We start from the raw sequence: 20,377 nt of genomic DNA, 5'->3' as shown, positions 1-20,377 counted from the left end.
CGCTTACGGGAGAGGTCGCGCCGAAGGCGCGGGTGAGGGCTTTCTCCTCTAGGGGATTGTCCCGTTGCGGAGACACCCTCTCCCCAACCCTCTTCCGCAAGCGGGAGGGGGCGCACCGCGCAATTGGCTCTAGCGGCGCCTCACTCCGCCGCGATCGTCATGCCGGAGCCGAGCCGCTTCGAGATGTGGCTGGCGCAGTCGCGCAGGGCATGGGCGATCGGGCTGTCCCAGCGCGCATCAAAGGTCCCTTCCGGCCCCATCGCGGTGATCACCAGCGCGACATGGCCGGCATGGTCGAACACCGGTGCGGAGAACGCATTGACGCCGGGCAGGGGATCGCCAAGCGCGCGGGCGAGGCCATGCTTGCGAACTTCAGCGAGCATCTCGGCGACCTTGGCGCCTTTCACCGCACGCTTCGGATTGTAGCCGACGCCGTGACGATCAAGCCCGCTTTCGAGCGCGGCGTTGATCGTCTTCTCCGGTAGGAACGCGGCAAAGGCGCGGCCGGTTGCGGTTTCCAGCAGCGCCATCACAGAGCCGGCGCGCATCACGATGTGCACGGGCTGGCCGGGCTCCTCCAGCTGCACCACGGTCGGTCCATGCGTGCCCCAGACCGCGAGCGAGACCGCGTGCCCGATCTGGCTCGCAAGTGCCGCAATCTTCGGCTGGGCGATGCGAACACCGGACAGACGTCGCAGGCTGATGAGGCCGAGCTCGAGCGCGAGTGCGCCGATCTCGTAGCGGCCGGTGGTCTCGTCCTGCTCGATCAAGCCGATGCGGGAGAAACTGGCGAGATAAGGATGCGCCTTGGCCGGCGTCATGCCGGCCTCGCGCGCGAGATCGCGCAGCATCATCGGCTCGCCGCATCTCGCGAGCGCACGGAGCAATTCTCCGCCGACCTCGATCGACTGGATGCCGCGGCTTTCCCTCTTCATGCGCCTCCGATGCGCTGTGGTTACGCCGCGTCGCGCTTGGCGGCGCTGTCGGCGAGATGACGGCCAGCAATGTAGCCGAAGGTCAGCGCCGGCCCAAGCGTGATGCCGGCGCCGGGATAATTGCCGCCCATGATGCTCGCCATGTCGTTGCCGGCGGCATAGAGGCCGGGAATCACCCGGCCCTCGGCATCGAGCGCGCGGGCGTTCTCGTCGGTGACGATGCCGGCATAGGTGCCGAGATCGCCGACCACCATCTTGATGGCGTAGAACGGACCGTTCTCGATCGGCGCGATGCAGGGATTGGGGCCGTGCATGGCGTCGCCCTGGTAGCGGTTATAGGCTTTTGAACCTTTGCCGAAAGCGGCGTCGTGGCCTAGCGGCGCGGCCGCGTTGAACTGCTTGACCGTCTCGGCGAACGCCTTCGCGTCGATGCCGGCCTTCGCCGCGAGCGCTTCGAGCGTATCGCCGCGCATGAGATAGCCGGTGTTGAGATGATGACCCAGCGGCATCGGGAACGGCGGCACGCAGCCGAGACCGTATTTGCGCAGCGTCGGGTGATCGCAGACGAGATAGGCCGCGATCTCCTCGCCGGGCTTGGCCGCCTTGATCATGGCCTGGACGAAGTCGTGATAGGAATTGCCTTCATTGGCAAAACGTTTGCCGTCGCGCATCACCGCGATCACGCCGGGTTTGGCGCGGTCGATGAAATGCGGCATCACGCCCTTCGAGCCGTCCTTGCGCGTGGTCAGCGATACCGGCACCCAGGCCGCCGCATTCGGCAGCCGATCCTCGACATGCCCGCCGGCACTTTCCGCGAGACGCAGGCCGTCGCCGGTGTTGCCGGTGGGGCCGGGCGAAAAATGCTCATGGCCGGTCGGCGCGTGCGGAAACATCTTCTTGCGCCGTTCGACATCATGCGGGAAGCCGCCGCAGGCGAGGACGACGCCCTGCCTCGCGCGAACACGCACGTCGCGGCCCTCGCGCGTGACGATCGCGCCGGTGACGGTGCCGTTCTCGACCGTCAGCTCGCGCACCGGCGAGGACAGCCACATCGGAATCTTCAAATCCTGCGCGGATTTCGCCAGGCGCCCGGCGAGCGCGTTGCCGTTGGTCAGCGTCATGCCGCGGCCATAGCGCAGCACGTCCATCAGATGCCGCGACAGGCGTTTTGCGACGTAGACCGCCGAAGTCAGCGACTTCGTCACCCGCATGAAATGGATGATCTCCTTGCCGGAGCCCAGCATCATGCCGAACACGGTGAGCTCGGGCAGCGGCATGCCGAGCGTCTTGATCTGCTCGCCGAGCTCGCGGCCGTCGAACGGGCGCGTCACCATGGAACGGCCACCTTGCGCGCCGCCGGGCGCTTCGGCATGGTAGTCCGGAAACACCAGCGGCATGTCGAAGCGCAGCGCCGTCTTGGTGGTGAAGAAGTCGACCGCTTCGGGGCCGGCGCTGAGGAACGCATCGACGCGTGCGGCATCGAAATTGTTGCCGGCCTCGTGCCGCAGATACGTGCGGGCCTGCTCCGGCGTCTCCGCGATGCCGTAGGCTTTCGCCAGCGAGGTGCCAGGAATCCACAGCCAGCCGCCGGAGCGGGCGGTGGTGCCGCCGAAGCGCGGCTCCTTCTCGACGATCAGCGCGTCGAGGCCGCGATAGCGCGCGGTGATCGCGGCGGACATGCCGGACGCACCCGATCCGGCCACGAGCACATCGCACTCGTAAGTCTCAATTGCGTTGCGCGCGTTGCCGGTCATGTCTCACCTCACTTCTTCAACAGCGGACATTTGGATTCGGAGACCGGGCGATAGGCGTCCTCGCCTTTCACGGTCTTGACGATCTCCAGATAATCCCACGGCTCCTTGGACTGCTCGGGCGACTTCACCCGGGCCAGATACATGTCGCGGATGACACGGCCATCCTCGCGCAACTTGCCGCCATGAACGAAAATGTCCTCGATCGGCAGCTCGCGCATCTTGGCCATCACCTTGGCCGGATCGTCGGTGCCGGCGGCCTTGATGCCTTTGAGATAATGCAGCACTGAGCCGTAGACGCCGGTCTGGATCATGGTCGGCATCACATTGGTGCGGGCGAAGAATTTCTTGGACCAGGCACGGGTCGCCTCGTCCATGTTCCAGTACGACGCCGTGGTCATGTAGGTGCCCTGCGCGGACTTCAGCCCGATCGCGTGCACGTCGGTGTCGAACATCAACAGGCCGACGAGCTTCTGCCCGCCCTGGACCAGGCCGAACTCGCCGGACTGCTTGATGGCGTTGTCCGTGTCCTGGCCGGCATTAGCGAAGGCGACCACGTCAGCCTTGGAGCTCTGCGCCTGCAGCGCGAACGAGGAGAAGTCTGCCGTGTTGGTCGGATGCTTGACGCCGCCCAGCACCTTGCCGCCCATCTCGTTGATGAAGCGGGTAGCGTCCTTCTCGAGCTGCTGGCCGAAGGCGTAATCCGCGGTGATGAAGTACCAGGACTTTCCGCCCTCCTTGATCACGGCCGAGGCGGTCACCTTGGACAGCGCGTAGGTGTCATAGGTGAAGTGCACGGTGTTCGGGCTGCACAGCTCGTCGGTCAGCGAGCTCGCGCCGGGGCCGGACAGCAGCGCGATCTTGTTGCGCTCGCGCACCATGTTGTGCACGGCGATCGCGATGCCGGAATTGGGAATGTCGACGACCGCGTCGACCTTGCTGTTGTCGAACCAGCCGCGCACAATCTGCACGCCGACGTCGGTCTTCATCTGGTGGTCGGCGCTGATGATCTCGATCGGCTTGCCGAGCACGGTCGGCCCGAATTCCTCCACCGCCATCTTGGCCGCCTCGACCGAACCCGGCCCGCTGTTGTCGCGTCCCCAGCTCGACAGATCCGTCAGCACGCCGATCCGCACCACGTCGTCGGAGACTTGCGCGTTCGCGACAGACGTCATGATCGTCGAAGTCATGGCCGCGAGCATGGCGCAGGCCAAAAGCCCTCTCATCGTCGTTCCCTCTCTTTTATGGGCCACTTGGCGCGGCCGGTTGTTCTGGGAATCAAATTAGATATTGGCGAATAGATTTGTCAATGGCGAATTAGGTCTCTCCATGCGTCATTGCGAGCGAAGCGAAGCAATCCAGAATCTTTCCGCGGAGACAGCCTGGATTGCTTCGTCGCAAGGGCTCCTCGCAATGACGGGTGTGGGAACAGCGCCGCGAAAATCTCGCAATGTGATCTCGGTTTGAGGCAATGCCTCCGCAGGTTGCAACCATCACCCCGATTGGCCATGATGCCGTCTGGAATTCTTGGGGCGCATGGCAATGACGGCAGCAACGGGGGTCTCCGGCGCGGCGGAGCGATCGACGACGGCGCATGTGGTGTGGGCGAGTGCGCTCGGCACGGCGATCGAGTGGTACGACTTCCTGATCTACGGCACGGCCGCAGCCCTCGTGCTCAACAAGCTGTTCTTCCCGAGTTTTGACCCGTTCGTCGGCACGCTGGCGGCGTTCTCGACCTACGCGGTCGGCTTCGTGGCGCGGCCGATCGGCGGCGCCATCATCGGGCACTACGGTGATCGGCTCGGTCGCAAGACAATGCTGGTCGCGACCATGATCGCGATGGGCCTCGGCACCTTCCTGATCGGATGCCTGCCGACCTACAGCCAGATCGGCCTCTGGGCGCCGGTCCTGCTCGTCATCCTCCGTTTCATCCAGGGCATCGGTCTCGGCGGCGAATGGAGCGGCGCTGTGGTCATGGTGGCCGAGCATGCCGGCAATCGGCGCGGCTTCTATGGCAGCCTGGTGCAGATCGGTTTTCCCGTCGGCGTTGCCGCCTCCACCGGCATTTTCGGGCTGATGACGCAACTGCCCGAAGCGGACTTCTTGAGCTGGGGTTGGCGCGTGCCGTTCCTGATCAGCATTCTGCTGGTCGGCGTTGGCTTCATCGTGCGGCTCAGGCTCGCGGAGACGCCGCACTTCAAGGAGGTGGTCGAGCGCAAGGAGGTGCTGGCGCAGCCGGTGTGGGAGGTGCTGCGTCGCGACTGGCGCAGCTTTCTGCTGGCGATCGGCATCACGGTGTCGGAAGTCGGGCTCGCTTATCTCCTCACCGTCTTCACCGTGGTCTATGCCACGACAAAGCTCGGCCTGCCGCGTCAGGTGATCCTGAATGCGGTGGTCTATGCCGCGATCGTCGAATTCGCGACGCTGCCGCTCGCCGGCTGGCTGTCCGATATCTTCGGCCGCAAGGCGCTCTATCTCGCCGGCGGTGTGTTCTCGGTGGCGCTGGCGTTTCCGCTGTTCTGGTTCCTCGACACCAAGGAGCCGGTGCTGATCACGCTCGCGCTCGTGGTCACGGTGACGCTGACGCATGCGCTGCTGTTCGGACCCAAAGCCGCGTTCATGCCGGAGCTGTTTCGCACCCAGGTGCGCTACAGTGGCGCCTCGCTCGGCGCAAATGTCGCAGCCGCGTTGAGCGGCGGCTTCTCGCCGCTGATCGCGACTGCGCTGCTCGCCTGGGCCGGCACCTACTGGCCGGTGTCGCTCTACATCATCGCGCTGTCGATCATCACCATTGTTGCGACGCTGATGGCGCCGGAGACCGCGCGCGACACGCTCAAATCCTGAGAGCGGCTAACGGCAGGCAGGATTCGCGGCTGCTGGAAATACCAGGAAGGTGATGCTCGCCGGTGGAAGCCGGATCGGGCCCGCGGCTGCTGCGTGCGGCACAAGCCGGGGCAGTTCGTCATCGGCACTCAGCGCGAGCGGCCGGCCGTTGAGCTGCACGGTCGCGCCTTCCAGGCGCGTCGCATGCAACGTGTAACGCTCGGCGGGGTGTGAGAGCGTCAGGGCAGACGATGCATGACGGGACGCGTTGATCGCGAGCACGGACACTGCGCCCCGCATGCCCGGGTGGCAATGCGCATAGAGATGGAGATCCGGCGCGGCGACCGAGTTCGCGTCGAGCACGATCGTGCCCATCAGCCGGTGCCAGAGCAGCGCAGCCCAGTAGCTCGGCCGCGGACGGAACGTCCCTTCGTCGAGCAGGCCGTAATCGCTGGCGGCCAGCGTGTTGTGCATCACCACCTGGACGCCGGCTCTTGCCAGCCGCCCGAGTTGGTCGAGATAGCGGAGCGTGTCGAGAAACGTCTTGTCCCAGCGGTTGCCGCCGCAGGCCGCGTCCGCTGTCTCCGTCAGCCAGATCGGTTTGCCCGGCTCGAATGCGTCACGCAGGGTCCGGTAGATCGCGAGAGTCGCCTCGGTGCGCGCCAGCCAGCTCGCCGAGAGCGCCTGCGGCGGGTCATCACGGCCGCCGCAGCGCGGCGAGAGCGTGTTGTAGTGATGATAGGAGAAGCGATCGATACCGGGGCCGGATGCGGCCAGCAGATCCCGCGTGGTGGTGCCCGATCCGGACGGCGACGGCGCGTCGCCGATTGAACCCGGCCCGACGATCAACGTGTCAGGTGCCGCGCGTTGCATCCATTCGCGAAAAATCCTGAAGTCGCGGCCATAGGCCTTCGCATCATATCCAGGCGGTGCACCGTCCGCCGCGCCCAGTGTCGGCTCGTTCATGAATTCCGCCGCCGCGATGTGGCCATCCAGCGAACGCGTCGCGTCGATTAGGCGCTGCGCCTGATCGGTCTTCCAAATGCCATCGGCATCGCGGCTGCCCGGACTGATCGCGAAGGAGGTGACGATCTCCGCGTCGACCGCGCGCGCGAAATCGATCACGCCACGCCACTGTTGGTGGCTCAGCACGGAGTCGAATCCCGGTGGCGGCTTGCCCGGCGCATCGTCCGTGTCGGCAAAGAACGTCGCATTGGCCCACGTGCCGCTCACGCGCAGATAGGCCGGCGCCAGCGCGGCAGCGAGCTTGCGCAGCCGTGCATTGGCAAGATCGATCGGTGGTCTCGCGCTGTAACGATCCCGCTCATCGAACGCACGCATCATTCGCGGATAAGGCTTCCAGAACCGCCCGCCGGTCACCTCCACCATCTCGATATTGTAGGATTGAAAGCGCGCATCGATCGTGCCGATCGCCTTGAGCTTTTCCGGCGCAATAGACACATCGCCGGCGTGTGCCGCGCACAACCTTGCGGCAACGAGCAGCGCAATTGTTATCGCACCTGCTGCGCGAACGAGCCAGTGCGATCGAAGTCCGCGCCTTGCATACACGTCCTGACGCCTTCTTATGCGCCGCTGCTAAAACCAAATGCAGCGGCCTGATCCATTAGCCGCGTTTATACGGCGAATTTCTACTTCCAATTTTACTTCGCGAAATCTCAGCCATAGCCTCACGCGTAACGATCACATAAGCAGCCGATCAATGGCGATCGGTGCGAGCGTTCATCGTAACCAATGAGGGTTGCCATGTCTGATGAGACCAAGGGGACGTTGACTTCCGATCCGGCGGGAACGGAGGCCAAAACGGGCGTCAAGTCGACGAAAAAGCTGAGCCGGCGCACGCTGTTGAAGGGTGCGGCCGCCGTTGCGGGCGCAGCCGTTGGATCGGACGCAATCCGCGGATTCCCGACCATCTGGGCGCAGGAGATCAAGGACATCGAGCTGCGCCATGTCGGCGTCTCCTATTCGGTGGTGAAGGCGATCGGCGACCAGGCCGCCAAGGATCTCGGCTTCAAGGTGACGATGCAGAACCTCGACACCTCCGCGGCCATCAACCGCTTCATAAGCCAGCCTAATACGGTCGATATCGCCGATCTCGAGGGCTGGCAGGCCAAGCTCGCCGCCAAGCGCAGCGTGATCCAGGGCATCGAGGTCAAGAAGATCAAGGAGTTCGACAACATCCTGCCGATCTTCACCAAGGGCGAGATCGACGGCCACAAGATCCCGCGCCAGGGCATCTCGCCCTATGAAGCCATGTATATCGCGAAGCCCGATTCAACCGATCTGAACGACGGCGTCACCGAATGGGCGACCTTCCTGCCGCAGGTCTACAACGCCGACTCCATCGGCTATCGCCCCGATCTGGTCGGCCACGAAGTGACCGAGTGGAAGGATCTGATCGATCCCAAGTTCAAGGGCAAGGCCGCGATCCTCGACGTGCCCGCGATCGGCATCATGGATGCCGCGCTCTGCTTCGAGAGCGCCGGACTGATCAAGTACGGCAACAAGGGCAACATGACCAAGGAGGAGATCGACTTCACCTGCAACAAGCTGATCGAGCTGAAGAAGCAGGGCCAGTTCCGCGCGACCTGGACCACTTTCGACCAGTCGGTGCAGCTGATGGCGGCGGGCGAAGTGGTGATCCAGTCGATGTGGTCGCCGGCGGTCGCAGCCGTCCGCGTCAAGGAGATCCCCTGCGTCTACGCGCCCGTGAACGTCAAGAACGGCAAGGAAGGCTATCGCGGCTGGTGCAACGGCATGGGCCTGATGAAGCATCTCTCCGGCAAGAAGCTGGATGCCGCCTACGAATATCTCAACTGGTATCTGTCGGGCTGGCAGGGCGGCTTCGTCGGCCGCTACGGCTATTACAGCCCGGTGCCGTCGACGGCGAAGAAGTTCCTGACCGCTGCCGAATGGGATTTTTGGTACGACGGCAAGCCGGCGCCGGAAGTCATCAACGATCCCTACGGCGTTGCGATGGAGAAGGCCGGCACCAAGCGTGACGGCGGCTCGTTCCTCGACCGCGTCAAGAACATCTCGTGCTGGAACACGCTGATGGATGAAGCGGCCTACATGAACAAGCGCTGGAACGACTTCAAGGTGGCCTGAAACCTGCTTTCCCTGACCCAAGCGAAGCACCGGCGCCGTCACGCGCCGGTGCGACAAGATCGACTTCGAGGCATTTGCTGATATGCAGCCAGGTTCGAGTTCAGCTCAAGCTCCTTCACGTTCCAATCTCGCCGGCTGGCTCTATGTCTCGCCGCTGGTCCTGGTGCTGGTGCCGTTCTTCGTGGCGCCGATCCTGGTCGTGCTGGCCGCGAGCTTCTTCGCCACCGACGGCTTTGGCGGGCTGACGCCGGGCTTCACGCTGGCAAGCTATGTCGAGGTGCTGCACTCGGCGCTGACGCTGAAGCTGTACCTGGCGACTATCAAGTTCACCGTGCTGACCTGGATCTTCACGCTGATCATCGGCTTTTTCGTCGCCTATTTCCTGGTGTTCCACGTCCGCAACCAGTTGCTGGCGATCGGCCTGTTCCTGCTGTGCACGGTGCCGTTCTGGACCTCGAACATCATCCGGATGATCTCGTGGATTCCGCTGCTCGGCAAGGAAGGCCTGATCAACCAGGCTCTGCTGGCGATGGGCGTCATCCATCAGCCGCTGGAAGTGCTGCTGTTCTCCGACCTCGCGGTGGTCATCGCCTATGTCCACCAGCTCACGATCTTTATGATCGTGCCGATCTTCAATTCCATGGCGCGGATCGACAAGAAGCTGATCGAGGCTGCGATCGACGCCGGCGCCAGCCGTTTCGACATCATGCGCCTGATCGTGGTGCCGATGTCCAAGAGCGGCATCGCGCTCGGCACCATCTTCGTGGTCTCAATCGTGATGGGCGATTTCTTCGTGGTCAAGGTGATGTCCGGCGGCGGCTCGGCTTCGGTGGTCAGCGCCTTCTACGAGGACGTCGGCGTGCTGCAATATCCGACCGCAGCCGCAAGCGCCGTGCTGCTGACGCTGGTGCTGGTCGCGATCGTCTCGCTGATTCTGCGCACCGTCGATATCCGGCAGGAGATCACGCGATGAGCGCGGTTCTCGCCGAGATGCCCGAGACGGTGGTGCCCGCGACGACCAAGGCGATCGCGCCCAGCAAAGGCGGGCGGCCCTGGACGTTCTACGTGCTGGCGACGCTGTTCGGCCTTTACGTGATTGCGCTCTACGGCCCGATGTTCTGCATCTACATCCTGTCGTTCCAGGATATCCGTGGCGGCCTGGTGTTCCCGATGAAGGGGCACTCGCTGCACTGGTTCGTCGATCTCTTCACCCAGGTCCGGACCGGCGACGTCAAGGGCTCGTTCGACCGTTCGATCAAGCTCGCCGTCATCGTCACCGTCATCACGGTGGTGGTGTCGTTCCTGGCCGGGCTCGGTTTCCGCAAGCGATTTCGCGGCGACACTTTTGTCTTCTACATGATGATCGGCAGCCTGGTCGCGCCCGGCCTCGTGCTCGGCCTCGGCTCCGGCCTCCTGTTCCAGGCGCTCGGCCTGAATGCGAGCTGGTACACCTCGGCGCTCGGTGCGCAGCTGTCCTGGACGCTGCCGTTCGGCGTGCTCGTGATGTTCGCAGTGATGTCGCGCTTCGACCATGTCTGGGAGGAGGCGGCCTACGATCTCGGTGCCAGCCGCTGGCAGTCGATCCGGCTGGTGATGATCCCGGTGCTCGCACCCGGCCTCGTCGCAGTCGCGCTGTTCGGGTTCACGCTGTCCTACGACGAGTTCGCCCGCAGCCTCCAGACCGCGGGCTCGTTGAACACGCTGCCATTGGAGATCTGGAGCATGACGCTGAACGTCACCTCGCCCTCGCTCTATGCGCTGGGCACGGTGACCACCATCGTCTCCTTCATCGTCATCGGCGCAAGCCTCGGCAGCATCGTGCTGATCCAGAAGAAGCGCGGCAGCCAGGCCAAAGGTTGAGCAAGGGTTGATGTGGGAATGAAGAACGATCGCGGCGATATCGAACTGGCAGGCGTCTGCAAGAGCTTTGACGGCGCGACCTATGTGGTCGACGGCGTCAATCTCAGGATCGCCGACGGCGCCTATTGCTGCTTCATCGGCCCCTCCGGCTGCGGCAAGACCACGATTTTGCGCATGATCGCGGGCCACGAGGACCCGACCGCGGGCGAGATCGTGATCGGCGGCCAGAACGTCGTCGGGCTCGCCCCGGTGCAGCGTCGTACCGCGATGATGTTCCAGTCCTATGCGCTGTTTCCGCATCTGACCGTCCGCGAGAACATCGCCTTTGCGCTGCGCGTGCGCGGCATGTCCAAGACCGATCGCCTGCGCGCCGCCGACGCCATGATCGAGAAGGTGCGGCTGACGCAATTCGCCGACCGCCTGCCGGCGCAGCTCTCCGGCGGCCAGCAGCAGCGGGTCGCGCTGGCGCGCGCCGCGATCACCGAGCCGCGGGTGCTGCTGCTCGACGAGCCGCTGTCGGCGCTCGACGAGCAGCTCCGGGTGCAGATGCGCCAGGAGCTGCGGCGGATGCAGCAGGAGCTCGGCATCACCTTCATTCACGTCACCCACACCCAGCTCGAGGCGATCGCGCTTGCCGATCTCGTGGTGGTGATGGAGCAGGGCAAGATCAAGCAGGCGGGCGCGGCGCGCGATGTCTACGCCCATCCGCACGATCGTTATGTTGCCGAGTTCATGGGCGGCCAGAACGTGCTCTCCGGTCGGGTCGAAAAGGTCAACGGTGCAAGCTTTACGCTCGCACAGGCGGCGCCGTCGGGCATCGAAGTGCCGCTTCAGGCGCGCCCGACCGTCAGCGTCGGCGACAAGGTCGATATCGCCGTGCGCCGCGACGATGTCGCGCTGGTCCGGCCGGGCAGGGACCTACCGCCCGGCTATACCACGTCGCTGCCAAGCCGCGTGCTCGCGATCGAATACCAGGGCTACTTCGTCAAGGTCATGCTCGACACCGTGCCGGACGACGAGTTCGTCGCCTACGTGCCGGAAAAGACCTTCTTTGCAGACCCCTTCACCGTCGGCGATGTCGTCATGGCCACATGGGCCACCGGCAGCGCGCTTCCACTCGCCTAAGACCCGTCGCGCAGGAGTATGACCTTGCAGATATCCTTCACCCTCAACGGCCGGCCCACCACCGTCGACGTCGAACCCGCGACGCTCGTCGCCGAGCTTTTGCGCGAGCAGCTCAACCTCACCGGCACCCATATCGGCTGCGACACCAGCCAGTGCGGCGCCTGCGTGGTGCATCTCGATGGCTTGCCGGTGAAGAGTTGCACGCTGCTGGCGCCCACGCTCGACGGCGCGACCCTTCTCACCATTGAAGGGCTTCAGGGCGCGCCCGGCTCGAACCAGATGCATCCGATGCAGGAGGCGTTTCGCGAGCATCACGGCCTGCAATGCGGCTTCTGCACGCCCGGCATGCTGATGACCGCGGTCGCACTCGCCACCGGGAAGCCGGATTTGACCGAAGCCGAGGTTCGTCATGGCCTCGAAGGCAATATCTGCCGCTGCACCGGCTACCAGAACATCGTCGTCTCAGTGATGGCCGGCGCCGCCGCCATGAACGCCGCCAAGGGAGAGTGACCATGGGCAATGTGATCGGCATCGGCGCCTCACCGAAGCGGAAGGAAGACCAGCGCTTCCTCACCGGCCGCGGCAATTACGTGTCCGACATCAAGCGCCCGGGCATGACCGCGGGCGTGTTCGTGCGCTCACCGCATGGGCACGCGATCCTGCGCGGCGTCGACAAGGCTGCGGCGCTGGCATCGCCCGGAGTCATCGCGGTGTTGACCGGCGAGGATGTCGCGGCCGACAAGCTGGGCTCGCTGCCCTGCGGCTGGGGCATTTCGGACGCCAAGGGCGTGCCGATGAAGGAGCCGCCGTTCCCGATGCTGGCGCAGGGCAAGGTACGCTTCGTCGGCGACATGGTCGCTTTCGTCATCGCCGAGACGCCTGAGCAGGCAGATGCTGCGGCCGAGCTGTTGACCATCGACTACGAGGTGCTGCCCTCCGTGGTCGGCGTGCTCGAAGCTGTCAGGCCCGGCGCGCCGCAATTGTTCGAAGATGTGCCGAACAACATCTGCTGTGACTGGGAGCTCGGCGACAAGGCCGCGGTCGAGTCCGCATTCCGGAAAGCGGCGCATGTCGCCAAGCTCAGCCTCGTCAACAACCGCCTGATCGGCAACCCGATGGAGCCACGTGCGGCGATCGCCGAATATGAGCCGGGCACGGACCGCTTCACGCTGTGGACCACCAGCCAGTTTCCGCACGTCGTGCGCTTCCTGATGGGCGCGCTGGTGCTGAACATCCCACAGCACAAGCTGCGTGTGGTTGCGCCCGATGTCGGCGGTGGGTTCGGCGTCAAGCAGTTCCACTACGGCGAAGAAGCCGTGATCACCTGGGCCGCCAAGCGGGTGAAGCGGCCGATCAAATGGGTGGCGAGCCGCTCGGAAGGCTATGTCTCGGACCGCCATGGCCGCGATCACGTCACCGAAGCCGAGCTTGCGCTCGATGAACACGGAAAGTTCCTGGCGTTTCGCGTCAATACGCTCGCCAATATGGGCGGCTATCTCTCGACCTTCGGGCCGAATATCCCGACCAATCTCTACGGTCCCTTGCTTGGCGGCGTCTACACCACGCCTGCGATCTACTGCAACGTGAAGGTCGTCTTCACCAACACAGTGCCGGTCGACGCCTATCGCGGCGCGGGCCGCCCCGAAGCGACCTTCGTGCTGGAGCGCATTGTCGATGTCGCCGCCAGCGAGATGGGCATCGACCGGGTCGAGATCCGCCGCCGCAACATGATCCCGAAGGAGGCCTATCCCTACCAGACGCCCGTGCTGGTGCAGTACGATTCCGGCGATCCGATGGGATGCCTCGACGGCGCGCTGGTCGCAGCCGACGTGAAGGGTTTTGGCATCCGCAAGGCGGCCTCCGCCAGCAAGGGCAAATTCCGCGGGCTCGGCTATTCCACCTATGTCGAGGCCTGCGGTCTTGCGCCGTCGCGCTTCGCAGGAAGGCTGGGCGCGCGTGGCGGCCTCTATGAGAGCGCCACGGTGCGCGTGCATCCGACCGGCCAGGTTACGGTCATGATCGGTACCCACAATCATGGCCAGGGCCACGAGACGACCTTTGCGCAGATCGTGTCGGAAAAGCTCGGCGTGTCCTTTGAGAATGTCGATATCGTGTTCGGCGATACCGATCGTGTGCAGTTTGGCATGGGCACCTATGGCTCGCGCTCGCTGGTGGTTGGCGGTGCGGCGCTGTCGAAGGCGACCGACAAGGTGATCGCCAAAGGCAAGAAGATCGCGGCGCATCTGCTCGAAGCCGCTGAAGTCGATATCCAGTTCGAGGCTGGAAACTTCTCGGTCGCGGGTACGGACCGCCTCAAGTCGTTCGAGGAGATCGCGGGCGCCGCTTACGTGCCTCACAACTATCCGCTGGAGGTGCTGGAGCCGGGACTGGAAGAGCAGGCCTATTACGATCCCGTCAACTTCACCTATCCCGGCGGCTGCCACATCGCCGAGGTCGAGGTCGATCCGGAGACGGGCACGGTGACGCTGGTCAATTACACCGCGGTGGATGACGTCGGCACGGTCATCAATCCGATGATCGTCGAGGGCCAGCTGCACGGCGGCATCGTCCAGGGCGTCGGCCAGGCGCTGTTCGAGAATGCGGTCTACGACGAAGGCTCGGGCCAGCTGCTGTCGGGTTCGCTGATGGACTACTGCATGCCGCGGGCCGACCACATGCCGATGATGAAGGTCGCGACCCACTCGACGCTCTGCACGCACACGCCGATGGGCGTGAAGGGCTGCGGCGAGGTCGGCACCATCGGCTCGCCGGCCGCCGTCATCAACGCCGTGGTCGATGCGCTGTCGCATCTCGGCGTCACCCATGTCGATATGCCGGCGACGCCGAACCGGATCTGGCGCCTGTTGCAACACGCGTCGCTGCCGGTCGCCGCGGAATAGGGAGGATAACAATGAAACCATTTGCCTATCACCAGCCCGACCAGATCCCGGATGCGGCCAAGCTGCTCACCTCGATCGAGGACAGCAAGCTCGTCGCCGGCGGCATGACGCTGATCCCGACACTGAAACAGCGGCTGGCGAGCCCCGTCGCGCTGGTCGATCTTTCAAAACTTGGATCCCTCAAGGGCATCACCGACGACGGCGCAACCATCACCATCGGCGCGATGACGCCGCATGCCGTGGTGGCGGCCTCAAAGCTGGTGCAGACGAAAATCCCCGGGCTCGCGGCGCTGGCCTCGATGATCGGCGATCCTGCGGTACGCAGCCGCGGCACCATCGGCGGCTCGGTCGCGAACAACGATCCGGCAGCCGATTATCCGGCCGGTGTGCTCGGTCTCGGCGCCACCATTGTCACCAGCACGCGCGAGATCGCGGCCGACAAGTTCTTCCTCGGCCTGTTCGAGACCGCGCTCGAGCCAGGCGAGATCATCACGGCGATCCGTTTTCCCGTGCCGCTCAAGGCAGGCTACTCAAAGTTCAAGGCGCCGGCGTCGCGTTATGCGCTGGTCGGCGTGTTCGTCGCGAAATTCGCCGATGGTGTCCGCGTCGCCGTAACCGGCGCGGGTCCCGGCGTATTCCGCGTGCCGCCGATGGAGGGGGCGCTGTCGGAGAATTTCGATCCGTCCGCAATCGCGGCGATCAAGATCGACAACGACGGCCTCACCTCCGATATCCACGCCGAAGCCGATTACCGTGCGCATCTCGTCACGGTGATGGCCAAACGCGCCGTCGACGCGGCGCTCAGCTAGATCTTTAGGGTTGATGATGACTGATGGTTCCGGCCGAGCGGCGTTCCCGCCGGCGCCGACTGGCCTTGGCGCGCTTTCTGCTAACGAGATCATGGCCGGCTACCGGCGCAAGGCGTTCACGCCGCGCGATGTCGTCGACGATACAATTGCCGCGCTCGAAGCCACCAATGAGGCCTGCAATGCGGTGGTGACACCGATGTACGAGCAGGCGAGGGCGGAGGCCGACCGTATCGCCAATGAGATGCGCGCGGGCGAAGCCAGGGGGCCGCTGGCCGGCGTGCCTGTCACGATCAAGGATCTCGTCTTCGTCGCGGGTGTGCCGGCTTACGCCGGCTCGCCGATGAACAAGGCGTTCGTGCCCGATGTCGATGCCGCCGTGGTGTCGGCGCTCAGGGCATCCGGCGCGATCATCACGTGCAAGACCACGACCTGTGAGTCCGGCTACAAGCTGACGGCCGACAGCCCCGTCACGGGTACGACGCGCAATCCCTGGAATCCCGGTCGCACCAGCGGTGGATCGAGCGGCGGCGCGGCAGCGGGCGTCGCCGCCGGTTGCGGCCCGATCGCGATCGGCACCGATGGCGTCGGCTCGATCCGTGTACCCTCGTCCTTCTGCGGCGTATTCGGGTTGAAGCCGACCTTTGGCCTGGTGCCGCGCTCGCCCGGCTTCTCGCCACCGTCCTGGGCCTCGCTCGCGCACACCGGACCGATCACGCGCACAGTCGCGGATGCCGCGCTGACGCTGGAGATCATTGCGGGCTACGACATGCGCGATGCCGCTAGTCTGCCGGTACCGTCCCGCCGCTTCGACACCAACGCAGGGCGCCTCGATGGCATTCGTATTGGCGCCAGCGCCGATCTCGGCTACGCCGCCGTCAGCCCCGACGTCTGCGCGGCATTTGGCAAGGCGCTCGCCGTTCTCGATTCCTGCGGTGCACAGGTCACCATGGACGGTCCGGGTCTCGATCCCGAAATTCTCGAGCACACACTGAAGCCGATCGCCTTCACCGAGCAGGCGGCTGCGGTGGCGACCAAGACCACGGCCGATCTCGCCAGCTCTGAGGCCGATTATCGCGATGTCGTCCGTGCCGGCCGCCACTACAGCGGCACGGATTACATCGAAGCCAGCTACCGCCGCGGCCAGGCCCGCAATGCGTTCCTGAAATTGTTCGAGCGCGTCGATGCGCTGGTGACGCCGACCGTCGCGGTGACCGCATTCGAGGCCGGCCGGATCGGCGTCGACAAGATTGACGGCAGCCAGGTCGATCCGCATCTCGGCTGGTCGCCGTTCACCTGGCCGATCAATCTCGCCGGTCTTCCGGCGGCGACGCTGCCTTGCGGTTTCGATCGTGACGGCATGCCGATCGGACTTCAGATCATCGCGCCCTGGCTCGACGAGCCCACGATCTTCCGCATCGCAGCCGCGTTCGAGCAGGCGCAGCCCTGGGCCAAGTTCTGGCCACAGGTGGCGTTACGTTAGCCGGAGGGGAGAGCGCCGAGGGGTGCAGCGCCCATGATGCTAGTGTGCCGGTGTTTTGCCCGACGTGTCAAATCTCTAAAAACATGACCTAAGAAATCGCGCAGCCCTTCTCCGGAAGGGCGCGCGAAAAGCCCTTTTGCAAACAAGGGCCATTCTACTGTGCATGGGGTTGTTTTCGACGTTTGTGTGGGCCTAGCCCAGCTCGATCGGCGCGCCGCGACCGCTGAGCTCTTCGTCGAGGCGCAGATAATGCGCGAGATAGTCGTGCAGCGCGGTCGCGGCCTTTGAGGTGGCGCCGCTCGATTTGTAGAGCAGCAGCTCGATCTTCGGCAGCGGCGGCAGCCCTTCGTTCGGCCCGATCTCGCGCATCGCCGGCACCAGCGCGCTGCGGCCGAGCACGGTGACGGCCATGCCGGCGAAGGCGGCCGCTTGCAGTCCGCCGACGCTTTCGCTGACGCAGGCGATGCGCCAGCGCAGGCTCGCACGCTCCAGCGTATCGATGGCGTAGTCGCGATAGATGTTGCCGGGCGGCAAGAGCGCGAGCGGGATCGGGCGTTCCTGGTGCGCGGCGGATTGCTCGCCGGTCATCCAGACCAGCTGCTCGCGTCGCACCACCTGGCCGCCGGTGAAATCATTCATGCGGGTGACGAGCGCGATGTCGACATCGCCGCGCTTGACGAGTCCGACCAGCGGCGTCGACAGCGCGCAGTTGAGTTCGACCTGCACGCGCGGAAACGATTTTCGGAACACGCTGAGGATCTGCGGCAGCATGAACGCCGCATAGAGATCGGGCGTGCCGAGCACGACTTGGCCCTCGATCTCCTGCGACGCCAGCTGCGAGATCAGCTCGTCATGCAGCCTCAGGATGGATTTGGCGTAGGTGAGGACGGTGGTGCCGTCGTCGGTCAGGATCAGCCTGCGGCCGCCATGCTCGAACAGCTGCTTGCCGGTCAGTTCCTCCAGCCGCTGCAACTGCAGCGTGATCGCCGGCTGGGTGCGGCCCAGCCGTCGCGCGGTCTCGGTGATGCTGCCGGTCTCGACCACCGAGATCAGCGACCTGAGCATGCGGATGTCGAGACTGATGAGGTTCATGCGGCGTCCATGTCGCCCAGAATTTATGCAAGTTCCATGCTAGGGCTCATCTGGCCCGAGACGCAGATGCGGCGGATTTCACGCCCGGCCGGCCCTTGCGCACTGAATTCCAGAAAGTCTCGGCCGCCCGGGTCATGCGGGCGCGGGTGCGGAACAGCGAGACATTGATCGGGATGTCCCATTCCCCGCCGCCGGCACGCAGCAGGCGGCCAGTGTCGAGATCGGCGCGGACGAGGCTCATCGGTGCCCATGTCACGCCGCGTCCCTCGCGCGCCATGTCGATCAGCAGCATCACCGGCGCGGCAAAGCCCGGAACGAGCCAGGCCGTCGGATCCTTCGCCGCCAGGAACGATGTGACAAGCCGTCCCACGCCCGAGCCCGGGTGATAGGCGAGATAGGGCAGCGGCGCGCCGGATGCGCCGGGCAGGGTATAGCGAGGCTGCGCGTTCTTGCTGCGCCGTCCGCCGCGGCCCGGCTTTGCCGCCGGCGCGCTGATCGGGATCAGCACGTCGGTGGCGAGATCGATGCGCTGGAAGCGGTCCATGTCGAGCCGGCTCACCAGCGACGGATGGTAGTGCGCCAGCATGAAATGCGCCTGCGCATCCAGCAGCAGCTTCTCGCAACCGGCGAAATTCGAGGCGACGAGCTGGACCGCGGAGCCGTCGCGCGCGCCGTCGGAGTTACGGATCCATTCGGGAAAGAAGGTCTGCGACAGCGAATGCGTGGCGACGAAGGTGATGGTCTCGGCCTTCAGCCGCGCGACTTCGAGCGCTTCCTCGCGGCCGACCAGGACCCGGCGCAGCACGTCCTCGGCCACAGGGCGAAAGCGCTCACCGGCGGCCGTGAGCGTGATGGTGTGGGTCGAGCGTTCGAACAGCTGCGTGCCCAGCCACTCCTCGAGCGATTTGATACGGCGGCTCAGCGCCGGCTGGGTCACGTTGCGTCGCTCGGCGGCGCGGGAGAACCCGCCCTCCTCGGCGATCGCAAGGAAGTCCTCCAGCCAGACCAGGTCCATAATAACGTTTTGTCCTCAAATGATACCGATACGGCATTAGCGCCGGAAAGGCCGCTGGTCCAATGTAAACCGCATCGAGAGATAAGAACAAAGCGCCATCGACGCATGGCGCGCCGATGTCGTTGGAGGAACGTCAATTGCAGATCGCCGCAGCGCCGCTGTCTGAGCCTATCCCAAGCGCCACGTCCGAACGTCGCCGCAAGCCGCTCTGGCGCGAGCAATATGTCCTGGTGGTCGCAGGTGCGGCGCTTGGCGCGCTGTTAGGCGCTCTGTTTCCGAACTTTGCGGTGGAGCTGAAGCCGCTCGGCGATGTCTTCATTTCCTTGATCAAGGTGACGATCGCGCCGCTGATCTTCCTGGTCGTGGTCACCGGCATCGCGCAGGTCGGCGACATGAAAGCGGTCGGACGTATCGGCCTCAAGGCCTTCGCCTATTTCGAGGTGGTGACGACGATCTGTCTCTTGATCAGTTTCGTCGTGGTGCGCTGGGTGCAGCCCGGTGCGGGCGTCGCACACGCAACGGCGCAGCAGGCTGAAACGGTCGCGCGCTTTCAGCAGGCCCATGTCGGTTCGCTGTCGGCCTACATCCAGCACATGGTGCCGGAGAGCTTCGTCGGCGCGTTTGCCGCCGGCGACGTGCTTCAGGTTCTGGTGCTGGCGCTGCTCTGCGGCATCGGCCTGTTGCTGCTTGGCGAGAAGGCCGGCCCGCTGCGGACGGGCCTGGAGCGTATCACCGAGCTCGTCTTCAGCGTCGTCCATGTCGTAGTGGCGCTGGCGCCGATCGGCGCGTTCGGGGCCATGGCGTTCACGGTGGCGAAGTTCGGTGCCGCGACGCTCTATGCGCTGGCGATGTTGGTCGGCACCGCCTGGGCGATGATGGCGTTCTTCATCTTCGTCATCCTCGGCACCATCTGCCGCCTGGTCGGCATTCGTCTGATGGACCTCCTGCGCCTGCTGCGCACCGAGCTGCTCGTGGTGCTCGGCACCTCGTCGTCGGAGACCGCCATCCCCGGCATGATGGAAAAGCTGCCGAAGGCCGGTGTCGGCCGCGCGGTCGCCGGCCTCGTCATTCCCTCCGGCTATTCCTTCAATCTCGACGGCGTTGCGCTGACATTGCCGCTCTCCACTATCTTCGTCGCCCAGGTCTATGGCGTCGAGCTCTCGGCCGGGCAGCAGCTGGGCCTGTTCGTGGTCATGCTGTTCACCAGCAAGGGCGCGGCCGGTGTCACCGGCGGCGCGTTCGCAGCACTCGCCGCGACCGTCGTCGCCGCCGGGCTGCCGGCGGAAGGACTGGCGCTGCTGCTCGGCATCGACCGCTTCATGTCGCTGGCGCGCGCCATCACCAACACCATCGGCAATGCGGTCGCCTCGATCGTTGTCGCGAAGTGGGACGGCGAATTCAATCGCGAGGACTGGGCTCAGTCCGCCGCGCAAATCCAGCAAGCGAAGTAAGGATCCAAGG

The 20,377-nt window shown here is 64.9% G+C and carries 16 protein-coding genes; 10 read left to right on the top strand and 6 right to left on the bottom strand.

What is annotated here, in order from left to right; translation table 11 throughout:
• Positions 1-140: 140 nt before the first annotated feature.
• Genes V1280_RS20560 through V1280_RS20550 form a run of 3 tightly spaced genes read right to left on the bottom strand, consistent with a single transcriptional unit; the run spans position 141 to position 3,912 of the window.
• Positions 141-935 carry an IclR family transcriptional regulator gene (locus tag V1280_RS20560; RefSeq protein WP_334527994.1) on the bottom strand — a complete coding sequence of 265 codons (795 nt, stop codon included), beginning with the start codon at positions 933-935 and terminating at the stop codon, positions 141-143.
• 20 nt (positions 936-955) lie between these two features.
• Positions 956-2,689 (bottom strand): FAD-dependent oxidoreductase, encoded by a 1,734-nt coding sequence (locus V1280_RS20555; protein ID WP_334527992.1) that lies wholly within the window; start codon positions 2,687-2,689, stop codon positions 956-958.
• Positions 2,690-2,697: 8 nt separating this feature from the next.
• Complete coding sequence (locus V1280_RS20550) at positions 2,698-3,912, bottom strand: ABC transporter substrate-binding protein (RefSeq protein WP_334527989.1); 1,215 nt, start codon at positions 3,910-3,912, stop codon at positions 2,698-2,700.
• A 316-nt stretch (positions 3,913-4,228) separates the two neighbouring features.
• On the opposite strand from V1280_RS20550, the gene V1280_RS20545 reads away from it, so the two are divergent.
• Positions 4,229-5,530: an MFS transporter gene (locus V1280_RS20545; RefSeq protein WP_334527986.1), complete on the top strand. Its 1,302-nt coding sequence runs from the start codon at positions 4,229-4,231 to the stop codon at positions 5,528-5,530.
• Between the two features lie 6 nt (positions 5,531-5,536).
• On the opposite strand, the gene V1280_RS20540 is transcribed toward V1280_RS20545, so the two are convergent.
• Entirely contained in the window at positions 5,537-6,970 is a 1,434-nt protein-coding gene (locus V1280_RS20540) for a hypothetical protein (RefSeq protein WP_334527983.1), read from the bottom strand.
• Between the two features lie 303 nt (positions 6,971-7,273).
• Here V1280_RS20540 and V1280_RS20535 point away from each other — a divergent pair, with 303 nt between their 5' ends.
• From V1280_RS20535 to V1280_RS20500, 8 genes are all read left to right on the top strand, one after another.
• A complete protein-coding gene (locus V1280_RS20535) occupies positions 7,274-8,635 on the top strand; it encodes an ABC transporter substrate-binding protein (protein WP_334527980.1) in 1,362 nt (453 codons plus the stop codon).
• Between the two features lie 82 nt (positions 8,636-8,717).
• A complete protein-coding gene (locus tag V1280_RS20530) occupies positions 8,718-9,608 on the top strand; it encodes an ABC transporter permease (RefSeq protein WP_334527977.1) in 891 nt (296 codons plus the stop codon).
• On the top strand, positions 9,605-10,495 hold the full coding sequence (locus V1280_RS20525) for an ABC transporter permease (protein ID WP_334527975.1): 891 nt from the start codon (positions 9,605-9,607) through the stop codon (positions 10,493-10,495). The genes V1280_RS20530 and V1280_RS20525 overlap by 4 nt, the downstream gene beginning before the upstream one ends.
• An 18-nt stretch (positions 10,496-10,513) precedes the next feature.
• The gene (locus V1280_RS20520) at positions 10,514-11,620 is read left to right on the top strand and encodes an ABC transporter ATP-binding protein (RefSeq protein ID WP_334527972.1); all 1,107 of its coding nucleotides are present in this window, start codon (positions 10,514-10,516) and stop codon (positions 11,618-11,620) included.
• An 18-nt stretch (positions 11,621-11,638) separates the two neighbouring features.
• Positions 11,639-12,130, top strand: coding sequence for a (2Fe-2S)-binding protein (locus tag V1280_RS20515; RefSeq protein WP_334527969.1), 492 nt, complete (start codon positions 11,639-11,641; stop codon positions 12,128-12,130).
• A 2-nt stretch (positions 12,131-12,132) separates the two neighbouring features.
• Positions 12,133-14,520: a xanthine dehydrogenase family protein molybdopterin-binding subunit gene (locus V1280_RS20510; RefSeq protein ID WP_334527966.1), complete on the top strand. Its 2,388-nt coding sequence runs from the start codon at positions 12,133-12,135 to the stop codon at positions 14,518-14,520.
• Between the two features lie 11 nt (positions 14,521-14,531).
• Positions 14,532-15,329, top strand: coding sequence for an FAD binding domain-containing protein (locus V1280_RS20505; RefSeq protein WP_334527963.1), 798 nt, complete (start codon positions 14,532-14,534; stop codon positions 15,327-15,329).
• 16 nt (positions 15,330-15,345) lie between these two features.
• Positions 15,346-16,809, top strand: a complete 1,464-nt coding sequence (locus tag V1280_RS20500; RefSeq protein ID WP_334538368.1) for an amidase — start codon at positions 15,346-15,348, stop codon at positions 16,807-16,809.
• Between the two features lie 192 nt (positions 16,810-17,001).
• Here V1280_RS20500 and V1280_RS20495 read toward each other — a convergent pair whose 3' ends face one another.
• Both V1280_RS20495 and V1280_RS20490 read right to left on the bottom strand, forming a co-directional pair.
• Entirely contained in the window at positions 17,002-17,901 is a 900-nt protein-coding gene (locus V1280_RS20495; RefSeq protein ID WP_334527960.1) for a LysR substrate-binding domain-containing protein, read from the bottom strand.
• Positions 17,902-17,947: 46 nt separating this feature from the next.
• Positions 17,948-18,916 carry a LysR family transcriptional regulator gene (locus V1280_RS20490; RefSeq protein ID WP_334527958.1) on the bottom strand — a complete coding sequence of 323 codons (969 nt, stop codon included), beginning with the start codon at positions 18,914-18,916 and terminating at the stop codon, positions 17,948-17,950.
• A gap of 137 nt (positions 18,917-19,053) precedes the next feature.
• Between V1280_RS20490 and V1280_RS20485 the strand changes: the two genes are divergently transcribed.
• Positions 19,054-20,367: a cation:dicarboxylate symporter family transporter gene (locus tag V1280_RS20485; RefSeq protein WP_334527956.1), complete on the top strand. Its 1,314-nt coding sequence runs from the start codon at positions 19,054-19,056 to the stop codon at positions 20,365-20,367.
• The last annotated feature ends 10 nt before the right edge of the window (positions 20,368-20,377 follow it).

Source organism: Bradyrhizobium sp. AZCC 2230, assembly GCF_036924495.1.
Classification (GTDB): Bacteria; Pseudomonadota; Alphaproteobacteria; order Rhizobiales; family Xanthobacteraceae; genus Bradyrhizobium; species Bradyrhizobium rifense.
This window is presented reverse-complemented; position numbering and strand designations above follow the sequence as displayed.